This window comes from Pseudoalteromonas sp. 2CM32C (genome assembly GCF_023161925.1).
Classification (GTDB): domain Bacteria; phylum Pseudomonadota; class Gammaproteobacteria; order Enterobacterales; family Alteromonadaceae; genus Pseudoalteromonas; species Pseudoalteromonas marina.
Window position 1 is genome coordinate 1 of the sequence record NZ_JALNTI010000003.1, and the last position, 26802, is coordinate 26802.

Sequence of the window (26802 nt, forward strand, 5' to 3'; positions counted from 1 at the left end):
TGCCGAACTCAGTAGTGAAACGAAACAGCGCCGATGATAGTGTAGCATTTGCTATGTGAAAGTAGGACATTACCAGGATTTAATTAAGAGAAACCCGTTACAGCTATGTAACGGGTTTTTTGCTGTCTGGGGTTTAGCAAATTGGCGTTAAGCATACCGAGCTCAGTAACAATACCAATTCTAAAGTGAGCTTATATAAGACCGACCAACACAATGAAAGTATGCTATCAGCGATGTGACTTTTTATCCCTCGGGTATTCAAGTGAGTGGTGCAACGACTTTAATTAAGTGAAGCCTGTTGCAGTAAAGTGACGCTTTTTGTATTTTGAAATGAAGTAAATCAATTAAGTTACAATTTCAAGGTGAGCTTTACTAATTCGTATAATTAAAGGATCTAGTCTTAAGTAAGGTAATAATATAAACAACAAGGTTATATTATTTATCTCTGTCTATTAACTGATACCTTTAACCCTATAAGCGTCAGCTTTTCTATCAGGGGTTGATTAAATATTACTGTTAAAGAGTTTAAGGTTTGGTGAATAATAGCCTTATGTTTAGGTGATATAAATAGGTTATTGAATTTGCCAATTAGTGGTACTTATCATTAATTGTTTTTTCTTGTCGTTTGACCTCGCTTTAGAATGTTTATTGCGAATATAATTCACAATACAATTAATTTCATCTAACTAAACTAGCTCGTTTAATCTGAGGCATGGTAATATTTTCATTTAGCTAAATCTATTTGAGGTGTTAATTGCCTACTACAGATTACCAACGTGTATTAAATGAAATTACTCAAGAAGTCGCCCCTTTACTGTCTAAAGGGAAAGTAGCCGATTATATCCCTGCACTTGCTGAGGTTGACCCTGAGCAGTTTTCTATTGCCATATACACTACTGAGGGTGAAATCATTTGCGCAGGTGATTGTTCTCAGCGATTTACCATTCAATCAGTATCTAAAGTGATGACATTAACTATGGCGTTACAGCGTTATGGTGACGAACTTTGGGGCAGGGTAGGTAAGGAGCCCTCTGGTACAGCGTTTAACTCGCTTACACAACTTGAATTTGAAAAAGGTGTACCGCGTAACCCATTCATAAATGCGGGTGCTATTGTTACTTGTGATGCGCTTTATAGCCGATTGTCTGCACCTATGCACTCGATGCTCGAAACATTCAGATTACTATCAGGTAATCGCGGCATTGTGATTGATAAAAAAGTGGCTAATTCTGAGTATGAATTTAGACACCGCAATGCTGCTATGGCGCATTTGATGAAATCGTTTGGTAATTTTGAGAATGACGTTGATGATGTGCTTTGGTCATATTTCAATTTTTGCTCTATTGAGCTTAATTGTGTTGAACTTGCTAAGGCATATAGCTTTTTGGCAAATAAAGGAGTTGATCAGCTATCTGGTGAGCAGGTTTTAAGTAGTCGTCAAAATAAACAGCTTAATTCATTATTATTTACCAGTGGTTTATATGATGCTGCGGGTGATTTTGGGTATAGGGTCGGTATGCCAGGTAAATCAGGGGTGTCAGGGACTATTCTTGCGGTATTACCTAATAAGTTTACAGTAGCCGTTTATTCCCCAGGTCTTAATTCGTTTGGTAACTCAGTGGCAGGAATAGCAGCATTAGAGCTGCTATCTAAAAAGCTTGATATTTCTATCTTTTAGAGAGATGAAGGGAGCTTATTGCTCCCAATAAACCTGTTCTAAACAATCTTCACGCTCAGGTAATCCACGCGATAAGCGGGGAGAGTGCTGAACAAGTACTTCATAACTTGCTCTGTTTGCATATTTACTAATTTGTGCAAGAGATGAGTATGTAATAGCTTGTTGATCGTGCTTTGCTGAGTTAGCGACATTAAGCTTATGATAAACATTTGCTGATAAGTCATGTAGTACAGCAGCGAGTGCACAGTCGCCAGCGCCATTAGTATTTTTGATTGAGTCAGGTCCGCCCATAAAAGGAGCTGTATGGCTGTATGCTCTTATAGGGTTTTCGCAATCAGCTTTACGCATAGCGCGTGAAAATTCATAGCGATTAAAGTCTGCAATAGCACCAGGCAGTAGTGGATATTCGGTTTCACGTTTAAAGCTGTCGTCAACATGGCCTGCCATGAATAGCCCTTTTTCACCTGCAGTGCATATAACAAGATCTACCCAGTCTAGTGCTTTGTCTGCTGCTAAAAGCGGGTCTTCAAACCCTGTAATAGCAAAGCCTTCTTCTTCGTTCATAGCAAGAATATCTACATGCTTTTCAACAAAGTTTGCCCACCAAGCAGGGTCTTGCTCAATTAAGAATTTAGTGCCGAGTGTAAGAACAACAGGTACGCCAGCATCGTTAGCATATTTAACTGCTTGCATAGTTGCATCTGTCATGGTTTCGTCATCTTGTGTTCGCATAAGGTATGCACTAATGACTAAAGCCGATGAGTTTTCTATCAACGATTTATCTATTGATTCTGGGCGTAGGTAATTCATTAAACCCGCACTGATTGCAAAGGTGCGTTCGCCTGTTTCATCAATAAGAGTGAAACAACGGCCTATTGGACCATCAACAGGTTGTAAATAATCTAAGTCTACACGGCTTGAGGTATTACATAAAAAGCGGTATGCGTAACTGCCAATTTTAATGTTTTCACTCATTACGCCTAATAAAACAGAGCGATCATCTGCAAGTACAGAATAGTTGTGCATTGTGTTACCAATGGTTCCACCTGCAAATTCATAATCAACCATGTCGTTTAATTTTAAGCGGTCGTATAGAGCATTTGTTATGTCACTGTCAATAACCTGTGACATACCTCTGCGTAGTTGAAACTCATCAAGGAAAGCTTGATCAACTTTTGCTTCTATATCAACAACGATTTGATCGATACCCGTAATATAGCTACGTTGTAATCTATCTGTTGCGTTAAGTTGATTAGTTAGTGGATCTTTGGCTTCCACTGGAAAATAATGTTTATGCCTGCGGCGTCCAGGAAATTTCATTCGCTACCCGTGTTGTGAGCTAAATAAAAAAAGCGAGAGATTATAACGTAAATCAGCGTCAGTGAGCCATTATTAACAGCTAAATAGTGTTTTATTTTTGCAATAAAGTAATCATTGCCGCGCTTTAGGATGTTAACTAGGTATAATTAAAGCATAAAACGTAATTAAAGAAGAAATAATGAACAAGCCATTTGACGACGATTATTGGATGGGACAAGCGCTTTTGTATGCAAAACAAGCCGAGCAGCTTAATGAGATCCCAGTAGGTGCTGTTTTAGTAAAAGATAATCAACTTATAGCATCTGGATACAATCGTTCTATAACTGATAATGACCCTTCAGCTCATGCCGAAATGATTGCAGTACGAGAAGCTGGCAAAGCACTCAATAATTATCGCTTAATTGACTGCACGTTATATGTAACACTTGAGCCATGCTCTATGTGTGCAGGATTATTAGTGCATAGCAGAATAAAGCGTTTAGTATTTGGAGCTCCAGATGCAAAAACTGGTTCAGCTGGCTCTATTATGAATTTACTGCAGGAGCCAAGGCTTAACCATCAAGTTGAAGTTATTGGAGGAGTATTAGCCGATAAATGTGGTAACACTATATCTGAATTTTTTAAGCGAAGAAGGGCGCAAATTAAAGCAGCCAAGAAGGCTGCTCGTGGGGCTTAGAAATATTATTAATTGCCCGCTGGTATAGTGTCTTGTGCTTCCATTTGTTGCATAGCAAACATACGGCGACGCCAAATTATTTTTTTGTGTAAACCACGTAACATGATACGACGACGTGTTGCCGTTGAATAAATAACGTTTCTTTTTAATTTTTGTGTGCGTCTACGTTTTAGCATGTGTTCTCCTAATGCGTGAGAGTGAGAAAGGCACAAGATATATCTTTGAAAAAATTGAAATATACAATTACCACACATTAGTGATCATTTAATGACAAGTAAACAGATATTTTAGTTACCCACTACTTTGAAGCCGTAAACTTTCATAATTAATAAATATCGCATTAATCCATAATCCGCTATGGCGATTCATCTTGTTTTATATTGCTGGTGTCATCACGCTCTGTAGTGATATTTTCTTCGGTCATCGCATTGTTTTCATCAAGCCATACCAGCGCGTCGTAGTATCTGCGAATATTATCAACATATTTTACAGCCACATCGCCACGGGCATAGCCATAACGTGTATTACGGTAATATCGTTTTTTGATTAATAGCGGTAAGCGTTTTTTTACATCGGCCCATTTATCTGGGCTTGCCCCTTGTTGTTGGGTGATAATCCGCGCGTCGTTCACATGACCCCAACCAACATTATAAGCAGCCAAAGCAAGCCACGTCCTGTCTGGTTGAGGAATTCTATCAGGAATACGGGTTATTAATTTGCTTAGATACTGAGCACCGCCACGAATATTTTGTTCAGGCTCGAGACGATTTGTTACACCAACTTGTTTAGCTGTAATGCGTGTAAGCATCATAATACCGCGAACTCCCGTTGGTGATTTAGCGCGAGGGTTCCACATCGACTCTTGATAACTTAATGCAGCTAATAAACGCCAATCAAGATCTCCTGCGTATTGTTCAAACCATGGCTGATATGTAGGTAACGTTTCTTTTATTGCCTCTATGTAAGCTAATGTATTTACGTAGTTAAACTGGCGTACATGACCAAAATATTTTTCTTCGAGTACATAAAGTTGGTTGTTTTGTTTTACTTCACCAAAAAATGGCACGAGCAGCGCATATAAAGAATCATCTTTTGACTTGCGAAGTATCCACGCAATTGGGTCATTATGACTTACTGAGAAGCCAATACTTAAATTAGGGTGATACCGGCGAAATAACGAAAGAGTGTGGGAATCAGCAAGGGTGTAGTCTATTTCACCATCTATAACCGCTTGCAAAAGTTCTTCTTCGTCAAATTCTTCACTTTCTATCCAGCTGAGTGATGGGTTGTTCTTTTGAGCTTTTTGCAGGGTAAGTGAGTGGCTACTTTTTGCTATAACCGTAAAGTTTCCATCTAGATCGTCAAACTTACGAGGACGAACGCGGCCTTGTTTATATACTAATTTTTGACTGATTGTTCTGTAAGTTGGGCCATACCTATATTGCTGCGCACGCGTTTTATTGTAAGTAAGTCCTGAGGCAATTAAGTCTAAGTCACCACTTTCAAGGCGATCAAACATATCAGATAAATTAAAAAAGGGGACTATTTCAAGTTCAACACCTAAGTAATCAGCAAAAGCCTGAGAAAGCTCATATTCAAAGCCTTGCTCGCCCTGAACTGCTTGATAATAATTGCTCGCACTTGCTAACGTGCCAACACGTATTTTGTTTTGCTCTTTGATGTGGGCAAGTTGAGTTGGCTGTTCTTGCATATTACATGCACATAACAGTATAACTAAAGTGATGATTATTATTAGCTTTTCTTTGAACATTGAGTGCCCCTTTAACACGCTAACACCCGTTATAACAAAACTTAGCCATTTCGTCACTTTCCCTTTTATTTTATTAGCTAAAACGGATTATAAATAAAGCTAAAAAGTTAATTTTATGAAAAGCTAAATTTGGAGTTAAATATGATGGCTAATTGGACTATAATGCGTGCCTAAAATATCGTTCAATCCCTAACCCCGGATGAAATTATCTATGTTGATCCTTCGTGGTGCACCAGCACTGTCAGAGTTCAGAGTTAATAAAATTTTAGCGCGTTGCAAACAATCGCAACTTCCAGTCACCAACGTATATGCCGAGTATGCTCATTTTGCCGATTTAACATCGCCTTTGAGTATTGATGAGCAGACCAAGCTTGAAAAGCTATTAACTTACGGTCCTACTATTGCCGAGCATACCCCAGCTGGCACACTTATTTTAGTTACACCTCGCCCTGGTACCATTTCTCCTTGGGCATCTAAAGCAACCGATATAGCGCATAACTGTGGCCTTAAACAGGTTCACCGTGTAGAGCGTGGTATTGCTTATTATATAGAAGGTGAACTAAGTGCAGAGCAACTTGCACAAGCAAAGGCGTTATTACACGACCGTATGACTGAAGCTACACACACTGAGCTTGAAGCTGCAGCACAGTTGTTCCGTAATGATTCTCCTCGTGAAATGTCATCAGTTGATATTTTAGGTGGCGGACGCGAAGCATTAGCTGCCGCAAATATTGAGCAAGGTTTTGCCCTTGCCGATGACGAAATTGACTACCTAGTAGAAAACTTTAAAAAGCTAGGTCGTAATCCTAACGACATAGAATTATTTATGTTTGCCCAAGCAAACTCAGAGCATTGTCGTCATAAAATATTTAATGCTGATTGGACAATTGATGGCATTGAACAGCCAAAATCGCTGTTTAAAATGATCAAAAATACATTTGAGCACAATCCTGAAAATGTATTGTCGGCGTATAAAGATAACGCGGCAGTAATGAAGGGCTCAAAAGCGGGTCGCTTCTTCCCGAATGCGCAAGGTGAATATGCGTATCATCAAGAAGACATAGAAATATTAATGAAGGTAGAAACGCATAACCACCCAACGGCTATTGCACCGTTTTCGGGGGCGGCTACCGGCTCAGGTGGTGAAATTCGTGACGAAGGTGCAACAGGTCGTGGTTCTAAGCCAAAAGCCGGTTTAGTTGGCTTTACGGTTTCTAACTTACGTATTCCGGGTTACGAGCAACCGTGGGAAAGCGATTTTGGTAAGCCAGGTCGTATAGTCAACGCGCTTGATATTATGATGGATGGCCCACTGGGTGGTGCTGCATTTAATAATGAGTTTGGTCGTCCTAACTTATTGGGTTACTTCCGCACGTATGAAGAAAAAGTAACAAGCCACAATGGTGAAGAGGTACGTGGTTACCACAAACCAATTATGCTTGCCGGTGGTTTAGGTAATATTCGTGCTGATCATGTTCAAAAAGGCGAGATTCCAGTAGGCGCAAAATTAATTGCGCTAGGCGGCCCTGCTATGAACATTGGTTTAGGCGGTGGTGCTGCATCAAGTATGGCGTCGGGCCAATCAAACGAAGACTTAGACTTTGCTTCTGTACAGCGTGAAAACCCTGAAATGGAACGTCGTTGCCAAGAAGTCATCGACAAATGCTGGCAGTTAGGCGACGAAAACCCAATTGCGTTTATACATGATGTAGGCGCCGGTGGTTTATCAAATGCGTTTCCTGAACTGGTAAACGATGGTGGCCGTGGTGGTAAATTCCAACTACGTGATATCCCTAACGATGAGCCTGGCATGGCACCACATGAAATTTGGTGTAACGAATCGCAAGAGCGCTATGTACTTGCTGTAGGTATTGAAGATTTTGATCGCTTTGAAGCAATTTGTAAGCGTGAACGTGCACAGTATGCAGTAATTGGTGAAGCAACTGCTGAACCTCATTTAACTGTAGCAGATAACCATTTTGATAATAACCCTGTCGATTTACCGCTTGATGTTTTATTAGGTAAAGCGCCTAAAATGCACCGCGATGTAACATCTCAGCAAGTAAATGGTACTGCCATAGATGCAAGCGCTATTGACGTAGCTGATGCCGCGCAGCGTTTGTTACGCTTACCTACTATTGCAGAAAAAACATTCTTAATTACCATTGGCGACCGCTCGGTTACCGGTTTAGTAGCACGGGATCAAATGGTTGGCCCTTGGCAAGTACCTGTAGCTAACTGTGCGGTTACTGCGGCAACGTACGACACTTACCACGGTGAAGCTATGTCTCTGGGTGAGCGCACGCCGGCGGCACTATTAAATTATGGAGCTTCGGCGCGTTTGGCTGTGGCTGAGTCACTCACTAATATTGCTTGTGCAAACATTGGCAGCCTTGAGAACATTAAGCTATCTGCTAACTGGATGGCTGCAGCGGGTCACCCAGGTGAAGACGCCGGCCTTTACGAAGCCGTAAAAGCGGTAGGCGAAGAGCTTTGCCCAGCACTTGGTTTAACTATACCTGTGGGTAAAGATTCTATGTCGATGAAAACGACATGGAAAAACGAAGACGATAGTGCTGAGCAATCAGTAACGTCGCCGTTATCGCTTATTATTACAGCCTTTGGCCGTGTTGACGATGTACGTAAAACAGTAACGCCACAGTTACGCACTGATAAAGGCGACACTTCGCTTGTTTTAGTTGATTTAGGTGCTGGCAAAAACCGCATGGGTGCATCAAGCCTTGCACAGGTTTATAAGCAACTTGGTGATGTTACTCCTGATGTAGACAGCCCTGAATTACTGAAAGGCTTTTACAATGCCATGCAAGCACTAGTAGCAGATAGCAAACTACTTGCTTATCATGACCGTTCAGACGGTGGTTTATTTACTACCGTAACTGAAATGGCATTTGCAGGGCATACAGGTGTGACTGTTGATTTAGCTGGTTTAACAGGCTCAGACTTAGAAGCACTTTATAACGAAGAGCTTGGCGCGGTAATTCAAGTGGCTAACAGCGATTTAGATGCCGTAAATGCTGTATTTGAGCAACACGGTGTTGCTGCAATTAGCCACGTGATTGGCTCGCTTAATAGCGACGATAGCATTGTATTTAACCGTGGTGAGCAAACAGTACTTAATCATACTCGTACTGAATTACGTACTATTTGGGCCGAAACAACGTACCAAATGCAAGCACGTCGTGATAACCCTGATTGTGCTAAGCAGGAGTTTGATGCCAAGTTTGATGCAAAAGATCCAGGCTTAAACGTAAAACTTAACTTTGACTTAAACGAAGATATAGCCGCACCTTACATTGCAACGGGCGCTAAGCCGCAAATGGCTATTTTACGTGAGCAAGGCGTTAACTCGCATTTAGAAATGGCTGCTGCGTTTAACCGTGCTGGTTTTGCCGCTGTTGATGTACACATGAGCGATATCCTCGAAGGGCGTTTAACTCTTGAGCAGTTTAAAGGCTTAGTGGCATGTGGTGGTTTCTCTTATGGTGACGTATTAGGCGCCGGTGAAGGCTGGGCTAAGTCTATATTGTTTAACGATATGGCACGCGATCAGTTCCAAAACTTCTTCCACCGTGAAGACACCTTTAGCTTAGGTGTGTGTAATGGTTGTCAAATGTTATCAACATTGAAAGAGTTAATTCCGGGTACTGAGAATTGGCCACGTTTTGTAACAAATAAGTCAGAGCGTTTTGAAGCACGCTTTAGCTTAGTTGAAATACAAGAAAACCCGTCTGTGTTCTTTAATGGAATGGCTGGTTCGCGTATGCCAATTGCTGTATCTCATGGTGAAGGCCATGCAGAATTTGCAAACGATGCCGCCACTCAAGCTGCACTTGAAAGCGGCACTGTTGCGGTTAAATTTGTAGATAACTATGGTAACCCGACAACGCAATATCCGGCTAACCCAAATGGTTCACCAGAAGGTATTACGGGTATTACCTCTACTGATGGCCGTGCCACTGTAATGATGCCGCACCCTGAGCGTGTGTTCCGCGCTGTTGCTAACTCGTGGCACCCAGATGAGTGGAAAGAGGATAGCCCATGGATGCGTATGTTCCGCAACGCACGTAAAAATGTAGGTTAAAAACGACATATACAAGTTAGATTCATAATCTAGCTGTAAAATAAAAAAGGCTGCACTGTGCAGCCTTTTTTGATTGCGTAGATTTAAAATTACGATAGTTTGTAAGGTATGAATAAAAGCTTATAAGGATAGTATGTTAAAGCGCGTTGGTTTAATTATGGGTGCTGTATTGCTAAGTATAGTTTTGCTTGGCTATGTATTTCGTTTGCCACTATTACAATGGGTTGTAGCGCCTGAACTTGAAAAAGCAGGTGTTACCTTAAGCTGCTTAGATTTTTCGCTTACGAGCAAGTTAAATGTGCACGTACAAAAAGCCTGTTTAAGTTACCAAAATCAAGAGTTTGCTCTTACAGGTATTACTGCTAATACCAAGCATGTTAAAGTTAAACACGCAGTACTTAATGTAAATCCATTTCCTCAAAGTAGTAAAACAAGCACTCCTGCCACAATTTTAGATTTAGCACTTCCTAAAAAAAGGCCAACAATTACAGTTGAGCATTTAACTATAAACAGTGCGTTTTTAAAGCGCCCGCTAATGCTAAATATCACCGAGCCCACGCTTAACCAGTTTGTAGTCAATGGTGACTTAAACGTAAGCGCAACGCTTTACAATAATAAGGTACAAGGGCAGCTTAAAGTTAATGATGGATCATTAAAGCAATTACTTAAAACAGATAATGAGTTATTAAGTGGACTTAGCTTTAATGCAGCGCAGGCATTTAGCTTCAACGGAGTAGAGGCAAGCCTTACTGGTGATTTACAAGCCCAGTATGACTATAAAATACAAAGCTGTGGTATAACAAATAGCTCAAAAGGTGTACTAAGCGCTACATATAACTTAAATAGCCAAAAGCTTGATATAGACCCAAGCCAGCTTAAAAACAATGTAACGATTAGTAATAACTGCCAATCTCTTATTCCTGAAAGTGCCTACAAGTCATTTGCTATAAAGCAGCTTCCACTTAATTGGCAATGGGCTTTAGCTAAACCAATTAATTTTGCACATAACAACCTAACCTTACCGTTAATAACGCTCAAAAACGCAGAGCAAGCCAAGCAAAATATAGATATGAGGTTTACAGATACGTTTATAAATACTGCTGCACCGTTACAAAGCGCACGCACGCAGCTAAAGGTACAGCTACATACAGATGAAATAGACGCTATAACGCTAAATACGCAGCTTAAAAACTCTCAATTAAGTGGTAATTACGATATTACGCTTACCTCTTTGCCTGAATTTTTACCGGCTGAGGCTAATAATATTAAAGCCAAAGGGGATTTTACAGTTATTCAACTTATTGACTTTAAGCCCGTTGGAAACGCACGTATTGAGTTTAGCGTTGATAGCGCAGCTGCTTATGGCAGCGCTTTTAACGGCTACACAGGTAACCTTGAAGCAAGTATGAATGAAAAGCTCGATGCAAAAGTAACGCTTAAAAGTAAGCTTAAAAGCGTGCAATACAACGAGTATAAACTCACCGGTATTAATAACACTCTTAGTGCAAGAGCAAACTTAGGTGTGGGTGAGTTATTTGCAAACTTAAATGCAAACACCCAAATAAATACACTGACAAGCCTAAATGTCGATTTAAATACAATAAACGTAACGTCAACCGGGCTGCAAAGTCGCGCGCTTACGGCGTCTCATCATGTGTTTGTAAATGGTGTTGAGCTGGTGGCCAATCACCATGTTTCAAAGGTAGCTCATCCGTTTGAAGTGATTATACCGCAGCAAAATGTGCCTTCGTTAAATTCACTCGTTAGCCAATTTGAACCGTTAGCTCAACTTACTCAGGGCAAGTTTGGTGGGCGTATTAGTGGTGATGTGAATTTACAAAAAGCCAATTTTAATTTAACTATTGATGATACCAGCGCGCTTTATAACGATTACTTAGCTAATCAGTTTAAGGCGCAACTTAGTGGGCAATATGATTCAGGGCAGCTTAATGTTGAGCCAACTACCTTTAACCTCAATGAATTAAGAGCGGGCGCAGTAGTTAATAATATCAACGGTAAAATAAAAGTGGTTAACAATAGCGCGCAAGCATTTGATATAAGCGGTAATGTGTTTGATGGAGTTTTTGAATTAGACAAATACACGCTTTTAAAGCAACAGCAAACAGCCAATGTTACTTTTAAAGATATTGATGCGAGTAAACTCATTACCCTTGATGATAAGTCGGGAATTACCTTAACGGGCCGATTAAAAGGGTGGCTGCCACTTCATTTTAGTGACAGTGGCGTAGAGGTTACAAACGGCAACTTATTAAACCAAGGTGAAGGTAAGCTTATTATTAGCAATAACACAGCGTTTGACTCTGTTATGCAACAGCAGCAAGAGTTACAGCCTGTACTGAGCTTACTTAAAAACCTTGATATACAAAAACTTAATAGTACAGTAGCACTTAACAGTGATGGTTGGTTAAATTTAGGTGTTAATTTACAAGGCTTTAATGAGCCACAACAGCAGCAAGTTAATTTTAATTATAATCACGAAGAAAACGTGTTTACGCTACTAAGAGCGCTAAGATTAAGTGACGAAATAACACAAAAAGTTGAGCAGCAATATTCTCAAAAAGGAAACTAATGATGAAAAATTCGTTAAGCATTAAGGCAATCATAGCCCTTGCTGCTATCAGCGCATTGAGCGCATGTACACACAGAGTAGAAGTAGCAGCTAAAGAGCCAATAACTATCAACCTCAATGTAAAGGTTGATCACGAAATTCGTGTAAAGGTAGATAAAGAACTCGATACCCTGTTCAGTGACGACAGCGAATTATTTTAGGAGCTAAATGATGACTATAAAAAATAAATTAAGTATTGCCACTTTAATTGGTGCAGTGTGTATGTCGTTTTCGGCGTGGGCGATTAGTTTAGATGATGCTAAAAGCCAAGGATTAGTGGGTGAGAACAGTTCGGGTTATTTAGGCTTAGTAGTACAAAATAGCGAAGCTAAAGCCGTTGTTGAAGAAATTAACGCAAAGCGTAAAGCTCAGTATTTAAAACTAGCTAAAAAGAACAATCTATCGCTCGCCCAAGTAGAAGCACTCGCAGCGGCTAAAACAATCGAAAAAACCCAAAGTGGTCATTATGTTGAAGTAAATGGCAGCTGGGTTAAAAAGTAACATTGAATTTGATACTTAAAAGCCGAGCCGTTATGCGCTCGGTTTTTTTATGCCTTCTAAAAGTTGCTGCCAAAAGTCGAATCCTTTGCGCCTTGCAAGTTTTATATTGTGCTCTGGTATAGATTCTGGTTCGTTATAGTTATCAAGCGCTTCGCTCATACTTAATTCGCGAATTAAATGCAATGTAGGGTAGGGAGCTCGGTTTGTGTAATTTGCTGCATCATCTTCGTCGCTGTCGGCAAACACGTAATCGGGATGAAAACTAGCAATTTGATATTTACCTTCAAAGCCTTGTGCAACCAGTAGCGCATTGGCTAAATCAACTAAATCTAAAAAGTCTTCAAAATCGCTAAAGCCGTTATCAAACAGTATTAATGTGGTTTCGCGCTCTGGATTTTGATTAAGCTGTGTGCATTGCTCAAGCATATCCATTACCGCATCATCAATTTTTACTGCTGGGCTAAGTACATAATGAATGCAGTTGTTCTCAACTTCTTTGCGGGCAAATGGGCAAAAGTTATATTTTACAATAACAGACGATACCCACTCACGGGTTTGAGTAATAGCTAAATTGGTCATGCTTGTGGCTCTAAATACTGATTAATTATGGTTAATGTTTTTTTAATGGCGCCTTGGTTTTTTAATACGCACTGCTGCGCTTTATTCCCTAAAGTTTGGCAAGCTTTAGTGTTTTGGCTTAAGTTAATTAATTGTGTAGCAAGTTCATCGGTATTTTCAACAGCCACAGCGCCTTTTAATTTTATAAGCTCAGGGTAGATATGGTCGAAATTATACGTATGTGGGCCAGTTATAACACCGACCGAAAAAGCAGCCGCTTCAAGTGGGTTATGCCCGCCGCGGCGAATTAAACTGCCGCCTACATAACTGACATTACCAGCCCCATATAAACATTGCAGCTCGCCAAGTGTATCAGCTAATAGTACTTGCTCGTTTTGATAGTTGTTGTTGCTGCGACGACTAAAGCTAAGCGTGCTTTGAGCTAACGTATCGGCTACTTTATCAAATTGCTCAGGGTGTCTAGGGGCAATAACTAAAAGCGAATTAGGGTGTTTTTTTAATAGTTGCTGGTGGGCATTTAATATCATTTCGTGCTCAAGCGGATGAGTAGAGCCTGCTACCCATACAAAACGCTCTTGGGTTTTATATTGTGCTTTAAGGTTTGCAACTGAGGCTAGTTGCTCATTGCTTGGGCTTATATCAAACTTAATTGAGCCTGTAACATGGCTTTTTGAGGAGGTTAAACCGAGCTCAATAAACCGCTCGGCATCTTTTTTATTATGGCTTGCAAGTACCGTGATTGAACGCATAATTATTTGCGTTAACTTGGGCACCTTTTGGTACCCTTGTTGCGATTTTTCGCTCAAGCGAGCATTAAGTACCAGTACCGGAATATTCTTTTTATGGCTTATTGCCATTAAGTTTGGCCAAAGCTCGGTTTCTAATATGCATAGCGCTTGTGGGTTTATACGTTTTAAAAATCGGGCGGTCGAAAACGCAAAGTCCATAGGTAAATAACTACACGCCACGGTATTTTTAAACTGATTAATTATTTGCTCGCGACCTGTAGGGGTATTGCAGGTTATGAGTATATTAAGCTGTGGGTGTTGTTTTTGCAGCGCTTTAATAAGAGGTGCAGCTGCAAGTACTTCACCTACAGAGGCGCAGTGCACAACTAACGGTTTGCCTTTGATTGTAAATAAGCTTTTGCTCACAAAGCCAAAACGCTCTTTAAAGTGTGCGCGATAGCCCTTGTTTTTTTTACCTCTTAATACATATAAGTAAAATACAATCAGCGGGCTAATTAAAATTAAAGCGAATGAGTAAAAAATGCGTGCCATACTGAACTTTTATTGAGGTAAGTGCCCTTAGTTTAACGCGAAAGTGATAATTTCTGAACATGTGAAGCACTAAATTATGTTCCAGTTCAGCTATATTCCTATAAAATACACACAACTAAATAAAACTGTGGAATAATGGATTTAATTTTTTCCTGCCATTTCAGTTCCTAGAGGAATTTTTCATGTCAATTATCGATTCTGTGGCAACAAGCTACGTTGAAAGTTTAAACCGTCATCAAGCCTTATTTGAAACGATGGAGGCTTATCATCAAGAGTCTATGCAGTTATTAGAAGTATGCCATAGTGCATTACAAGCTGGTGGTAAGGTTATTTGGTTTGGTAACGGCGGAAGTGCAGCGGATGCTCAGCATTTGGCGGCCGAATTTGTAGTACGTTATAAATTAGAGCGTGGACCGCTTGCGTCTATGGCACTCACAACCGATACGTCAATTCTTACTGCGCACAGTAACGACTACCATTTTGATACCGTGTTTGAACGCCAAGTTCAGGCACTGTGTAAACCAGAAGATTTAGTGATTGGTTTAACAACCTCAGGTACCAGTGCAAATATCAATTTAGCACTTGAAGCGGCTAATAAAATTGGCGCATTTACAGTTGCATTAACAGGCCGTGATGGCGGAAAAGTAAAAGACATTGCCAAGCTGCCAATTATTATCAAAAACGATGAAACAGCACGTATTCAAGAAGCGCATATGTTTATTGGCCACTGGTTATGTGAAGCCATAGATATGGTTGTTGCGGAGCAGCAGTAATGGATTTATCGCTATTAAAAAACTTATCTAAAGCGCGTATTTTAGTGGTGGGCGATGTAATGCTTGATCGCTACTGGTACGGTGACACTGGGCGTATCTCGCCTGAAGCGCCAGTACCTGTTGTTAAGGTAAGCAAGTTTGAAGACAAAGCCGGTGGCGCCGCCAATGTTGCTAAAAACATTGCTAGGCTTGATGCCAAAGTAGGGCTACTTGGCTTAATTGGGGAAGATGAAAGCGGGCAAATTTTAGAAACAATTTTAAAAGGTGAAAAAATAAGTTCACAACTTGTGAGTGTATGTGATTTACCGACTATTTCTAAAATGCGTGTTATTAGCCGCCATCAACAACTTGTACGCCTTGATTTAGAAGAAACCTTTAGCGAGCAGCATAGCCAACTGTTATTAAATCGCTTAGAGCTGGTGCTTGATGAATACGACTTTGTGGTGTTTTCTGATTACAGTAAAGGCTCGCTCAGCTTAATTAAAGAAATGGTTAGCGTTGCTAAAGCGGCGGGTAAAACTGTACTTATAGATCCTAAATCGCCAGACTTACACTTATACGAGGGCGCAGACTACATTACGCCTAACTTGCATGAGTTTAATTTAGCAGGTGGTAAAACCGGCTCTGAGGACATTTTAGCGCAAAGTGCCCGTGAGCTTATTAGTAAAAATGGTATTAAAGCCATGCTACTTACACGCTCAGAGCAAGGTATGTCGTTAATTAATGCCGATGAAAAACACGACTTTGCAGCTCAGCAATTAGAAGTGAGCGATGTAACTGGCGCAGGCGATACCGTAATTGCAACTTTAGCTGTAATGCTTGGTGCAGGTATGGAGCCTAAAGATGCAGTAGAAATTGCTAATTTAGCCGCCGGTATTGTAGTAAGTAAGCTTGGGGCAGCCACAGTGTCACCAGAAGAGCTAAGCCAAAAGCTAGGCCAATACTTACACACTAATGGCGAGCACTACCAAACTCCGTTTGATGACGTACTGCAGCATATTGAGTTTGCAAAGCAAAACGGCGAAACCATTGTATTTACCAATGGTTGTTTTGATATTTTACACGCAGGTCACGTGCGCTACTTAGCACAAGCTAAAGCGCGTGGAGATAGGCTCGTTGTTGGACTAAATAATGATGATTCAATCACTCGCTTAAAAGGCCCCGAGCGCCCGATAAACCCGCTTGATGAGCGCGCAATGGTATTAAGTGCACTTGCCTCTGTAGATTGGGTTATTCCGTTTGGCAGCGCTGAGGAAAACGACACACCCGCTAAATTAATCGAGCAAATAAGCCCTGATATTTTAGTGAAAGGTGGCGATTATACCGTAGAGCAAATAGCCGGTGCCGATCATGTACTGCGCCATGGCGGCAAAGTAGAAGTGCTGACATTTTTAGATGGCTGTTCAACGTCAAAAGTGATTAGCAAAATAAAGCAATAAGTATATTTTGCGTATTAAAAAGGGATGAAAGTGTTGCTTTCATCCCTTTTTTTAAAGCCTGAATAAAGTGTATTTAAAATACTGGCTAAAAGTTATATTCGTATTTAGCAAAGGCAGATGTGTCATTTTCTGCATCGTCATTTTGAGATGCAAAAGCACCTAATGTTAAACGCCCACCCATAGTGATTTTTCTATAGCGAAGCTCAAGCTGTTTAGAACTGTAGCCAGTCTTGGTTATTGAATTACCAATGTCAGGATTGTTCGGGTATAAATCACTGTTGTCGCTGTTGTAATCAACGCTACGTACTTTTACTTGCCAATCATCACCGTTTGAAAGTTGCCCAAGTATTGTTAACACCACTGATTGCGCATCGTTATCAAACGTTGAGCCTATGGTGCGGCCATGGTAACGGTAACCTGATTTATAATCTGAGTGTTCGTAATAACAGTTTTCATTGGTTGATTCTGCTGCGCACGAAACACCCGTATCTATGTATTCTACATTCACTAATACATTTTGATCGTAAATACGTTGGGTCGTTTGGACACCAAATAAATAAGCTCGGTCAGCAGGTTTAAATTGTGAGCTGGCATCCTCACCTATGGTGCTGGCATAAATGGCGTATGGGTGGCTAAACAATGTGTCAGACCAACGAATATCGAGGCCTGCAAGTTGATTTCCAATTTTAGACTCTAGCTGACTGTCGCAATTTTCATTACCATTAATGCAAGTTGTTTGCCCTGTAATGACATCAATAAAATCACCAGCAGAACTTGGCTGACCTTCACCTGCCCACTGCGCCGACCAACTTACTGCAATTTCTAATTGTTGTAGTGGGCGTATATTTAAGCGACTACTCCACAGCAATGCATCAGGAATCACTCTGGTTGATTCGAGCTTTGCCATTTGTGCTGTAAAACTCCATTGGCCTATCCAGTTTAACCAAGGTGTTTTAAAGGCGGTGCTTTGTTCACGCGTAATACTTAAAGCGGGAAGCGGCTTAGCATTGCTAGACATTATCAGGCTATTGTCGATACCAGGTCCCCAAAATTGTTCAACAGCACCGCCTCTAAATATCCAATTACCTAGCCTATAGGCTACGTAACTATCATCAAATGAGGTATCGTCACAATCAGTTAATGCTTGCTCATCTTTTACAATGTCATCGTTAGTTTTTCCGTTAATGAAGCATTTTTTACCGTCTTTTCTAGAGCTTAGTGCAATTTTGGCGGCAAAATTATCACCTAGGTAGGCATACGCTGCCGAAAGCGCTGATTTTTGAGTGTTGGTCGCGCCAAAGCTCGTTGTATGTATTGGATCTGTGGCTGCATATGCTGATAGTTGCACACTATGTGAACTTGCGTTTTCAGATTTATAACGATGCTTTACACGCAGCAGTGCGTCTTGCAAGCTTGGAGATAATTGCTCGATGGGCATACTGTTAACATCATTAATAAAGCTCTTCCACATTAATGGGTATGTTGTTACCGGCGCTAAAATAATACCGGCGTCGGCTAGCTGTTGTATGTCAGCTTTTAGTCCGTAGTCATCTGGTTTAACCCATGGTTCAGCATTAACAGATAAACTGATAGCACTAAATAATGTTGAAAGAATAAAAATTCTGTGTCGCAAAGTTCAGGTCCTTGTGATTAAGATTGCTGGCAAGTTTACCAATCTAAGTATGTTATTGCAGTAAATATTCAAATTTATAGGGTCAATTAAATGTATAAAAATGTAACCTATCTATCGTAACAAAGGCCTGATTGATATACTAAAGATCAAATAGGAAATTGAGAATGCAATGAGCAACAAACGACTTTTATTTATTCCAGTATCGTCACCAGAAGGAATTGGTGAATATATGCGCTCGTTGCTGTTGGCTAATGGGTTGCTCGCTGAGTTTGCTGGGATGCTTGATATTCATTTTATTTTAAACAAGCACACAACTTACGCCGATGTTTGCCCTTTTGATACCACTTTACTTGAGAGCTCAGCAACCAAAGAAGTTGCATTAGTGTGTGACTTTATCACTGCATACAAACCCGACGTTGTTGTTTTTGATTGTGCTGGGCGCGCAGCACATATGAAAGCGGCAAAAGAGGTGGGTGCTAAAGTTGTTTTTATTTCTCAACATGAAAAAAAGCGCGCAAAAGGGTTAAAGCTCAATCGTGCAAATTTAATTGATGTACATTGGGTTGTACAGCCAGACTATTGTATTGCGCCTTTAAGTTGGGTGGAAACTACAAAGCTAGACATGTTTCCCCTTGCTCATCCACGCAATGTTGGGCCTTTTGTTGCACACGCTTCAGAGGAGCAAAAAAAGCAAGTGTTGAACAAGTACGGGCTTGAAGAGAATAATTACTTACTAGTAAATGCAGGTTCTGGTGGGCATACATTTAATAATTTAAATTGTGCAGATACCTATTTCGATACCGCGCTCAAAGCGGGTAAAAAAACGGGTTTAAAAACAGTGGTTGTGTTTGGTTCTAATTATACAAAAATATTACCAAAAACAAGCGAGATTATTTGTTTAACAAGTTTAGAGGGAACTGATTTTTTAGCTTTATTGAGTCAAGCAAAGTTAGCTTTATTGAGTGCTGGTGATACTTTGTTGCAGGCTATTGCATTGCAAACTCCTGTTATAGCTTGTGCTATTTCAAAAGACCAACATACCCGCTTAGAAAATTGCGTTAATGCAGGCGTAGCAATCAAAGCAAGCCTTAATCCTGATGATATAGTGTCTAAAATTGAATACGCAATAGATGACAGGCACTATAAACCTCTCTTGGCTAAATATCGTAAATTAGACAGTCCTCAAAGTTATAGTGTAATTACAAGTGCGGTAAAAAATATGCTTGCAGGAAGCCGTGCATGAACATTGTGATTGTTATTGACTCCCTTGTTGGCGGTGGCGCAGAAAAAGTTATGCTTACTTTAGCTGAGCAACTTGTTGAACTTGAGCATCACGTTACTTTATTGTCACTTGCAAGCTCCATTGAATATGACATCCCTGAATGCATTAATGTCGATAGTTTATTTCCTGATAGGGCTTCAAAAGTCGATCGCTTTTGGAACATAAATAAAAGCGTTGCGAAGTTAGAAGCCTGGTTTAACAATAAACAAAAAGATATAGGTACTATAGATTTAGTACTTTCAAACCTTGATAGAAGCAATAATTTACTCGCTAAAAGCACGGTTAAAAATGTGCATTTTGTTGTGCATAACTCAGTAAATTCAGAGCTTGCTAGGCAAAAAAAGTTAGGTCCGTTCTCTTATCGCTATCTTAAAAAATCAAAGCAAAACTTAAATGGTAAGTCACTCGTTTGTGTATCTAAAGGGGTAGAGCAAGAAATCACTCAAGGCGATTTAATTACGCCAAGTGAAATAACCACTATTTATAACCCCTTTAATTTAGCCGAAATAAAACGCCAATCTGATGACGTTAATATAGCTATTCCGCAGTCGCCTTATTTGATTCATGTAGGACGCTTAGCGAAACAAAAACGCCACGATATTTTATTTTCGGCATTTGCCAAGCTTGATAAAAAATACAAATTGGTTCTTTTATGTAACAAGCCTAGTAAAGCATTTAAGCTTGCAAAAGAGTATGGCATTGAAGAGCAGCTGATTGTCCCTGGGTTTGAACAAAATCCGTATAATTGGATTAATCAGGCTGAAGCATTGGTGTTGAGTTCTGACTTTGAAGGGTTGCCAACAGTATTAATTGAAGCATTAGCTGTTGGCACGCCGGTAGTAAGTACTAATTGTACGTTTGGGCCCAGCGAAATACTAACAGGCGAGCTGGCTAATTACTTAGTACCTATAGGAAATAGCGAAGAGCTATCGGCTAAAATAAAACACGTTTTAGCAAATAAGCCGAGTGTGGAAAGCGCCGATATTTTGCAAAAAGTGGATGCTAAGCTAGTAGCTCAGCAGTATTTGGCTCTACGCAGATAGTTTTTGGCTATAAAGGGCATTTAACGTTGCCCAATCATTGCTTTGCCAATTAAAGACGCTATTACGGCCTTGTTCTTTTGAGAATGAACGCTTTAAGCGCGCCATATTATTTTGTTGCCATTGCGGATTAGGTATTTTTAACTCCCCGCGATCAAAGTCGATAATATATACGTCGCCGTCTTCATTAAATAAAATATTATTTATATTTAAATCGGCGTGATACACCCCTTTGTTATGAAATAGCGCAATAGTGTTAGCTATGCTTTCAAGCTCACTACTATTTAAAGGGCGCTCAATTAGAACGTCGAGCAGGCTTTTAGCCCCTTTTATAGCCTCTGTAATTATATCGCCTCGATAAATTAAGCCTGCGGTTGTTACCTTGGCGGCAATGGGTTTTGGCACATTTAAGCCAAGCTCAATAAGCTTTACCATTAAGCTGAACTCTTTATACACGCGGGTGTTTTTAAGGCCAGGGTAGAGGTATTGATCGCTTAATACCTTACCAACTAAACCGCCACGCCAATAATGCCTAAGTACAGCAGTTAAATCATCGTGTTTAAAAAACCATGCTGTAGCGCGGCCTTTTTTAGCGCCCACTATTTTATTTTGCTTTTGCCAATAAGTTGCATCAAACCAGTTTATATCAACAAGGTTAAAATAATCTGGGTGACTTAAAATAGTGTGCTTGCCGTGCGTTAGTGTTTTAAACATAGCTCGTTAAAATAATTCAATAATAGGTATATATTAACGTGTTTTATGGCGCAGGATAAGTGCTTGCATTAACGCGAGTATAATTTAAGATCCCAGCATATTATTTAAAGCCTAACGGAATGCGTGACTCAAGTGCCTAACTACTCCTCTATTTGTATTTTAAGACTCTCTGCTATTGGTGATGTATGTCATGCTGTTAGTGCTGTTCAAGCAATTCAAAAAGCGCACCCTAATGCAAAAATAACCTGGGTAATGGGTAAAGTAGAGGCTATGTTACTTGCTGATTTACCGGGAGTAGAGCTGGTGATCTTTGATAAAAAAGAAGGTAAGGCTGCGCTTAAAAAATTAAAAAACACCTTTAATGGTAAGCAGTTTGACGTGCTTCTTAATATGCAGGTGGCATTAAGAGCAGGCTTTGTAGCACGCTGTATACCTGCAAAAGTAAAAATAGGCTTTGATTGGGCACGCTCAAAAGAACTACACAGTTTGTTTATAAATAAACGTATAGCCCCACAAAAAGAAGCGCATGTGCTAGAGGGATTTAAAGGCTTTGCGGGTGCAATTGGTGTAGATGATTACACACCTAGTTGGCAAATCCCTTACAGCGCACAAGATCAAAACAAAGCAGATGAGTTACTAGGGCAAGAGTATTTAGCCAACAAGCTATTTGTAATTTCGCCAGCGGCTAGTAAAGCTCAGCGAAACTGGTTGCCTGAACGTTATGCTGTACTTGCTGACTACGCGCGCGAGCAAGGCTTTAATGTTGCTTTAACCGGCGGACCTACTGAGCTTGAAGTAAATTTAGCGAATAACATTATAAAACATAGCAATAGCCCAATTTTAAATTTAGTTGGTAAAACAAAGCTTAAAGAGCTGCTATGTGTTTTAAAAAGAGCTGATTTAGTCCTTGCCCCCGATACTGGCCCTGCTCATATGGCAGTAACCGTTGGCACACCAGTTGTTGGTTTATATGCTCACTCGAACCCTGCACGCACTGGCCCTTATTTATATCAAGATTATGTGGTAGAGGTCTATCATCAAAATTTACTTGAGCAAACGGGTAAAACTGCGCAGCAAGTCCCCTGGGGTACCCGAGTTAAAGGGGATGATTTAATGAGCCAAATAACGACAGATAGCGTAAAAACAATGTTTGACCATGTTGTGAACAAAGAGGGGCTTGAATGAGTATTAAACTACATAAAGCGCTTTTTTTAGACCGTGACGGCGTGGTTAATGTAGACCACGGCTATGTATATCAAAGTGAAAAGTTTGAATTTATTAAGGGCATTTTTAGCACCTGTAAAAAGTTTTATGATGCAGGCTACAAAATTATAGTAGTGACTAACCAATCAGGTATTGGGCGTGGTTATTATACCGAAGCTGATTTTTTAGCGCTCACCCAGTGGATGAAAACGCAATTTAGTAACCACAACATTGAAATTGCCGATGTTTATTTTTGTCCTCATCACCCTAAAAAGGCTTTACCAGAATATTTAAAGCAATGTGATTGCAGAAAGCCAGCCCCAGGCATGTTGCTGCAAGGCATTAAGGAGCATAATATCGATCCTGAGCAGAGTATTATGGTTGGTGATAAGCTCAGTGACATGCAAGCAGCTCAAAAAGCCGGTATTGCAACCCAAGTATTAGTGCGGTCGGGGCAAAGCTTTGACGAAAGCGCAAAGCAAAATGCCGATTTAGTGATTGATTCAATAGATGATTTAACTAAACGTTTACCGTTATAAAAACACGCTTTATTTAAGCGTGTAAACTGGCACATATTCCTTACATTGAGCGCGTTTGCGACGAACTGCAAACCGTGCATTTTTCTCGTTAAACTTTTACAATACACACCATCATAAACAGTGGCATAAACGTTGTTGTTTACCCGTTCAATTAAATGGAGACTACAGATGAGAGCATCTGCTTTTTTTAGCCAATTACAAGAGCAAATTGAAGACGTTAAAGCCCAAGGCCTTTATAAAAGCGAGCGTATAATTACCTCGCAGCAACAAGCTCAAATTGAAGTAGCATCTGGCGATAAAGTTATTAACTTTTGTGCTAACAACTACTTAGGTCTAGCAAATAGCCCTGAGTTAATTAAAGCAGCGCAAGGCGGTTTAGACGACCACGGTTTTGGTGTGGCCTCTGTGCGTTTCATCTGTGGTACGCAAGACATTCACAAAACACTTGAGCAAAAAATTAGTGCATTTTTAGAAACCGAAGACACCATTTTATACTCTTCTTGTTTTGATGCTAATACAGGCTTGTTTGAAACCATTTTAGGTGCTGAAGATGCAATTATTTCTGATTCACTTAACCATGCTTCGATTATCGATGGCGTTCGTTTATGTAAAGCTAAGCGTTTTCGCTATGCAAATAACGACATGGCTGACCTAGAAAAGCAATTAATTGCCGCAGACGAAGCTGGCGCTAAAACAAAGTTAATTGCCACTGACGGCGTGTTTTCTATGGACGGGGTAATTTGTAATTTAGAAGCCGTGTGCGATTTAGCAGATAAGTACGATGCGCTTGTTATGGTTGATGACTCTCACGCTGTAGGTTTTGTTGGCGAAAACGGTAAGGGTACACCTGAATACTGTAACGTACTTGACCGTGTAGATATAATTACTGGTACATTGGGTAAAGCGCTGGGCGGCGCATCAGGTGGTTACACCTCAGGTAAAAAAGAAATTGTTGAGTGGTTACGTCAGCGTTCTCGCCCATACTTATTCTCAAATTCATTAGCGCCTTCAATTGTAACTGCATCAATTAAAGTACTAGAGATGCTTGAAAATGGCGGCGAACTTCGCGCTAAGCTTTGGTCAAATGCGAAGTACTTCCGTGAGCAAATGGAAGCAGCAGGCTTTACCTGTGCAGGTAAAGATCATGCCATCATTCCTGTAATGCTAGGTGACGCTAAAGTAGCCTCACTTATGGCTGATAAATTACTTGCAGAAGGTATTTATGTGACTGGTTTTTCATTCCCTGTTGTACCAAAAGGCCAAGCACGTATTCGTACGCAAATATCAGCAGCGCACAGTATAGAGCAGCTAGATACAGCTATTGCAGCCTTTACCCGCATTGGTAAAGAAATGGGCGTTATTTAATTTTTAAAACTAAGAAATGACTTGGTTTTTGTGAGCGTAAATTATGAAAGCATTATCTAAATTAAAAGCAGAACCGGGTATCTGGATGACAGATGCACCTAAGCCTGAAGTGGGCCATAACGATCTGTTAATTAAAATACGTAAAACAGCGATTTGTGGCACCGACGTTCATATTTATAAATGGGACGAGTGGGCGAGTAAAACAATTCCTACACCAATGGTTGTTGGTCATGAGTACGTTGGTGAAGTGGTTGATATGGGTCAAGAAGTTCGCGGCTTTTCAGTGGGTGATCGGGTATCTGGCGAAGGTCATATTACCTGTGGGCATTGTCGAAATTGTCGTGCTGGGCGTGTGCATTTATGCCGTAACACCACAGGAGTTGGTGTTAACCGCGAAGGCGCGTTTGCTGAGTACTTAGTCATTCCAGCATTTAATGCATTTAAAATTCCAGACAACATATCTGACGAATTAGCCTCTATTTTTGACCCATTTGGCAATGCTGTACACACAGCACTTTCGTTTGATCTAGTAGGAGAAGATGTACTAATTACTGGTGCCGGTCCTATAGGTATTATGGCTGCAGCTGTTGCAAAACATGTAGGCGCGCGTCATGTAGTAATTACTGATGTTAACGAGTACCGATTAGAGCTTGCCCGCAAAATGGGCGCAACTCGCGCGGTGAATGTTGCAAATGAAAAGCTTGAAGATGTTATGACCGACCTAGGCATGACAGAAGGCTTTGATATTGGTCTCGAAATGTCGGGTGTGCCAAGTGCATTTAATTCGATGCTTAATAATATGAACCATGGTGGAAAAATTGCCATGCTCGGTATTCCACCATCAGACATGGCAGTAGATTGGAACCAAGTTATTTTTAAAGGTTTAGTGATTAAAGGTATTTATGGTCGCGAAATGTTTGAAACCTGGTACAAAATGGCAAGTTTAATACAGTCAGGTCTTAATTTAAGCCCAATCATTACACATCAATATTCTGTAGATGACTTCCAAGCTGGCTTTGATATGATGATTTCAGGTCAGTCAGGAAAAGTAATTTTAAACTGGGATTAATTCCAAAAAAATTGCAAGAAGGGCGGCTATGGCCGCCTTTTTTATTTTATTTATTAAAGAGAGTTCAATGGCATTTAAACATATATCTATTGCGCAAACGCATGAGTTATTAGACAAAGAAGACGTAGTAATTGCAGATATACGCGATCCTAACTCATATCAAGCAGGTCATATTCCGGGGTCCGAAGCACTATCGAACGCAAATATTGCCCAGTTTATGATGGAAAAAGAGTTTGATCAGCCCATTATTATTGTTTGTTATCACGGCATGAGTTCGCAAGGTGCTGCTAGTTACTTAGTTGAGCAAGGTTTTGAGGATGTATACAGCATGGATGGTGGCTTTACAGCCTGGGAAGCGGCCTACAGCGAGAAAGTTGAACGATGATAGAGCTTGGCAGTTTAAATAACCCGCGTGCCGCACAAGGCTTTATAGATTATTTAAAAAGCCAAGGTTTAGACGGGCAATTACATTCAACTGATGGTAGCCACGTTATTATTAGCGTATCTGAAGAGCATTTTCATCAGGTACAGCCGCTTTGGGCTGAGTTTACTCAAAACCCAGGCCATTCTCGTTACCAGCAAGCTTCTTGGAGTGTAGGTAGTACGCAATCACCTTTAAAATACCAAGGGCAATCGCTTAACCTTAAAGCGCGGTTCAAAGCGCTGAGTTGGCTTAATCAATCGGTAAGTGTACTCAGTATTGTTATTTATATTGCATTTTTACTGGGTGGTTTCGAGAGCATTTATTCTGCATTACAGTTTAACCCCTCATACCCATTGACGTGGTTTACGCCAGCCTTGGTTCACTTTAGTGCTATACATATTGTGTTTAACTTAATTTGGTGGATATCGCTTGGTGACAATATTGAAAAACAATGCGGAAAATTGAGCTTAATTGGCCTGTTTTTTATTACTGCTTTAATTAGTAGTTGGGCGCAATATTTAATTGTTGGGCCTAATTTTGGTGGGCTAAGTGGCGTGGTATACGGCTTACTGGGGTATTGCTGGATCCATAGCTTTTTAAATCCAGAAAAACCCGCATTGGTGAGTACCTCAATTATAGGTTTTATGCTTGTTTGGTTAGTACTTGGTTTTGCTGATGTGTTGTTTATTGGAATGGCTAATTGGGCACATTTAGGGGGGCTAGTGAGCGGAATGGCGTTTGCCTACACCGCTCAACTGTTTACTAAAAAGCATACAAGTAGTTGA

Annotated in this window: 23 protein-coding genes; 16 read left to right on the top strand and 7 right to left on the bottom strand. The window is 40.4% G+C overall.

Annotation, left to right across the window (positions count from 1 at the left end):
• Positions 1-754 precede the first annotated feature (754 nt).
• A complete protein-coding gene (gene glsB, locus MTF67_RS06975; protein WP_248519121.1) occupies positions 755-1678 on the top strand; it encodes a glutaminase B in 924 nt (307 codons plus the stop codon).
• A 15-nt stretch (positions 1679-1693) separates the two neighbouring features.
• On the opposite strand, the gene MTF67_RS06980 is transcribed toward glsB, so the two are convergent.
• The gene (locus MTF67_RS06980) at positions 1694-2998 is read right to left on the bottom strand and encodes an inosine/guanosine kinase (RefSeq protein WP_010556927.1); all 1305 of its coding nucleotides are present in this window, start codon (positions 2996-2998) and stop codon (positions 1694-1696) included.
• Positions 2999-3176: 178 nt separating this feature from the next.
• On the opposite strand from MTF67_RS06980, the gene tadA reads away from it, so the two are divergent.
• On the top strand, positions 3177-3674 hold the full coding sequence (gene tadA, locus MTF67_RS06985; RefSeq protein ID WP_248519122.1) for a tRNA adenosine(34) deaminase TadA: 498 nt from the start codon (positions 3177-3179) through the stop codon (positions 3672-3674).
• A gap of 8 nt (positions 3675-3682) precedes the next feature.
• Here tadA and MTF67_RS06990 read toward each other — a convergent pair whose 3' ends face one another.
• The gene (locus tag MTF67_RS06990; RefSeq protein WP_006791597.1) at positions 3683-3850 is read right to left on the bottom strand and encodes a hypothetical protein; all 168 of its coding nucleotides are present in this window, start codon (positions 3848-3850) and stop codon (positions 3683-3685) included.
• Positions 3851-4029: 179 nt separating this feature from the next.
• On the bottom strand, positions 4030-5445 hold the full coding sequence (mltF, locus tag MTF67_RS06995) for a membrane-bound lytic murein transglycosylase MltF (RefSeq protein WP_248519123.1): 1416 nt from the start codon (positions 5443-5445) through the stop codon (positions 4030-4032).
• A gap of 211 nt (positions 5446-5656) precedes the next feature.
• Between mltF and purL the strand changes: the two genes are divergently transcribed.
• The 4 genes from purL to MTF67_RS07015 all read left to right on the top strand — a co-directional run bounded on the left by purL (position 5657) and on the right by MTF67_RS07015 (position 12677).
• Positions 5657-9547, top strand: a complete 3891-nt coding sequence (gene purL, locus MTF67_RS07000; RefSeq protein ID WP_248519124.1) for a phosphoribosylformylglycinamidine synthase — start codon at positions 5657-5659, stop codon at positions 9545-9547.
• Positions 9548-9680: 133 nt separating this feature from the next.
• A complete protein-coding gene (locus MTF67_RS07005) occupies positions 9681-12137 on the top strand; it encodes a YdbH domain-containing protein (RefSeq protein ID WP_248519125.1) in 2457 nt (818 codons plus the stop codon).
• Positions 12138-12139: 2 nt separating this feature from the next.
• A complete protein-coding gene (locus MTF67_RS07010; protein WP_010556932.1) occupies positions 12140-12337 on the top strand; it encodes a YnbE family lipoprotein in 198 nt (65 codons plus the stop codon).
• Between the two features lie 10 nt (positions 12338-12347).
• Positions 12348-12677: a YdbL family protein gene (locus MTF67_RS07015; protein ID WP_006791592.1), complete on the top strand. Its 330-nt coding sequence runs from the start codon at positions 12348-12350 to the stop codon at positions 12675-12677.
• Positions 12678-12707: 30 nt separating this feature from the next.
• On the opposite strand, the gene MTF67_RS07020 is transcribed toward MTF67_RS07015, so the two are convergent.
• Both MTF67_RS07020 and waaA read right to left on the bottom strand, forming a co-directional pair.
• Positions 12708-13256 (bottom strand): DUF1415 domain-containing protein, encoded by a 549-nt coding sequence (locus tag MTF67_RS07020; protein ID WP_248519126.1) that lies wholly within the window; start codon positions 13254-13256, stop codon positions 12708-12710.
• The gene (gene waaA / locus MTF67_RS07025; RefSeq protein WP_248519127.1) at positions 13253-14536 is read right to left on the bottom strand and encodes a lipid IV(A) 3-deoxy-D-manno-octulosonic acid transferase; all 1284 of its coding nucleotides are present in this window, start codon (positions 14534-14536) and stop codon (positions 13253-13255) included. Before waaA ends, MTF67_RS07020 begins: the two co-directional genes overlap by 4 nt.
• Positions 14537-14718: 182 nt before the next feature.
• Between waaA and MTF67_RS07030 the strand changes: the two genes are divergently transcribed.
• Entirely contained in the window at positions 14719-15309 is a 591-nt protein-coding gene (locus MTF67_RS07030) for an SIS domain-containing protein (RefSeq protein WP_006791589.1), read from the top strand.
• Complete coding sequence (gene hldE, locus MTF67_RS07035; RefSeq protein WP_039037690.1) at positions 15309-16748, top strand: bifunctional D-glycero-beta-D-manno-heptose-7-phosphate kinase/D-glycero-beta-D-manno-heptose 1-phosphate adenylyltransferase HldE; 1440 nt, start codon at positions 15309-15311, stop codon at positions 16746-16748. Before MTF67_RS07030 ends, hldE begins: the two co-directional genes overlap by 1 nt.
• Before the next feature lie 85 nt (positions 16749-16833).
• Here hldE and MTF67_RS07040 read toward each other — a convergent pair whose 3' ends face one another.
• A complete protein-coding gene (locus MTF67_RS07040) occupies positions 16834-18381 on the bottom strand; it encodes a capsule assembly Wzi family protein (protein WP_248519128.1) in 1548 nt (515 codons plus the stop codon).
• 169 nt (positions 18382-18550) lie between these two features.
• Here MTF67_RS07040 and MTF67_RS07045 point away from each other — a divergent pair, with 169 nt between their 5' ends.
• Both MTF67_RS07045 and MTF67_RS07050 read left to right on the top strand, forming a co-directional pair.
• Positions 18551-19624 (top strand): glycosyltransferase family 1 protein, encoded by a 1074-nt coding sequence (locus MTF67_RS07045; protein ID WP_248519129.1) that lies wholly within the window; start codon positions 18551-18553, stop codon positions 19622-19624.
• The gene (locus MTF67_RS07050) at positions 19621-20706 is read left to right on the top strand and encodes a glycosyltransferase (protein ID WP_248519130.1); all 1086 of its coding nucleotides are present in this window, start codon (positions 19621-19623) and stop codon (positions 20704-20706) included. The genes MTF67_RS07045 and MTF67_RS07050 overlap by 4 nt, the downstream gene beginning before the upstream one ends.
• On the opposite strand, the gene MTF67_RS07055 is transcribed toward MTF67_RS07050, so the two are convergent.
• Positions 20695-21417 carry a 3-deoxy-D-manno-octulosonic acid kinase gene (locus MTF67_RS07055; RefSeq protein WP_248519131.1) on the bottom strand — a complete coding sequence of 241 codons (723 nt, stop codon included), beginning with the start codon at positions 21415-21417 and terminating at the stop codon, positions 20695-20697. The two genes, MTF67_RS07050 and MTF67_RS07055, sit on opposite strands and share 12 nt — an antisense overlap.
• 123 nt (positions 21418-21540) lie before the next feature.
• Between MTF67_RS07055 and MTF67_RS07060 the strand changes: the two genes are divergently transcribed.
• The 6 genes from MTF67_RS07060 to glpG all read left to right on the top strand — a co-directional run bounded on the left by MTF67_RS07060 (position 21541) and on the right by glpG (position 26802).
• On the top strand, positions 21541-22602 hold the full coding sequence (locus tag MTF67_RS07060; RefSeq protein ID WP_248519132.1) for a glycosyltransferase family 9 protein: 1062 nt from the start codon (positions 21541-21543) through the stop codon (positions 22600-22602).
• Positions 22599-23159 carry a D-glycero-beta-D-manno-heptose 1,7-bisphosphate 7-phosphatase gene (gmhB, locus tag MTF67_RS07065; RefSeq protein WP_248519133.1) on the top strand — a complete coding sequence of 187 codons (561 nt, stop codon included), beginning with the start codon at positions 22599-22601 and terminating at the stop codon, positions 23157-23159. Before MTF67_RS07060 ends, gmhB begins: the two co-directional genes overlap by 4 nt.
• Positions 23160-23327: 168 nt before the next feature.
• Entirely contained in the window at positions 23328-24524 is a 1197-nt protein-coding gene (locus MTF67_RS07070) for a glycine C-acetyltransferase (protein WP_006791581.1), read from the top strand.
• A gap of 43 nt (positions 24525-24567) precedes the next feature.
• On the top strand, positions 24568-25593 hold the full coding sequence (tdh, locus tag MTF67_RS07075; RefSeq protein WP_006791580.1) for an L-threonine 3-dehydrogenase: 1026 nt from the start codon (positions 24568-24570) through the stop codon (positions 25591-25593).
• Between the two features lie 67 nt (positions 25594-25660).
• Positions 25661-25978 carry a thiosulfate sulfurtransferase GlpE gene (gene glpE / locus MTF67_RS07080; protein WP_004588558.1) on the top strand — a complete coding sequence of 106 codons (318 nt, stop codon included), beginning with the start codon at positions 25661-25663 and terminating at the stop codon, positions 25976-25978.
• The gene (gene glpG, locus MTF67_RS07085; RefSeq protein ID WP_248519134.1) at positions 25975-26802 is read left to right on the top strand and encodes a rhomboid family intramembrane serine protease GlpG; all 828 of its coding nucleotides are present in this window, start codon (positions 25975-25977) and stop codon (positions 26800-26802) included. The genes glpE and glpG overlap by 4 nt, the downstream gene beginning before the upstream one ends.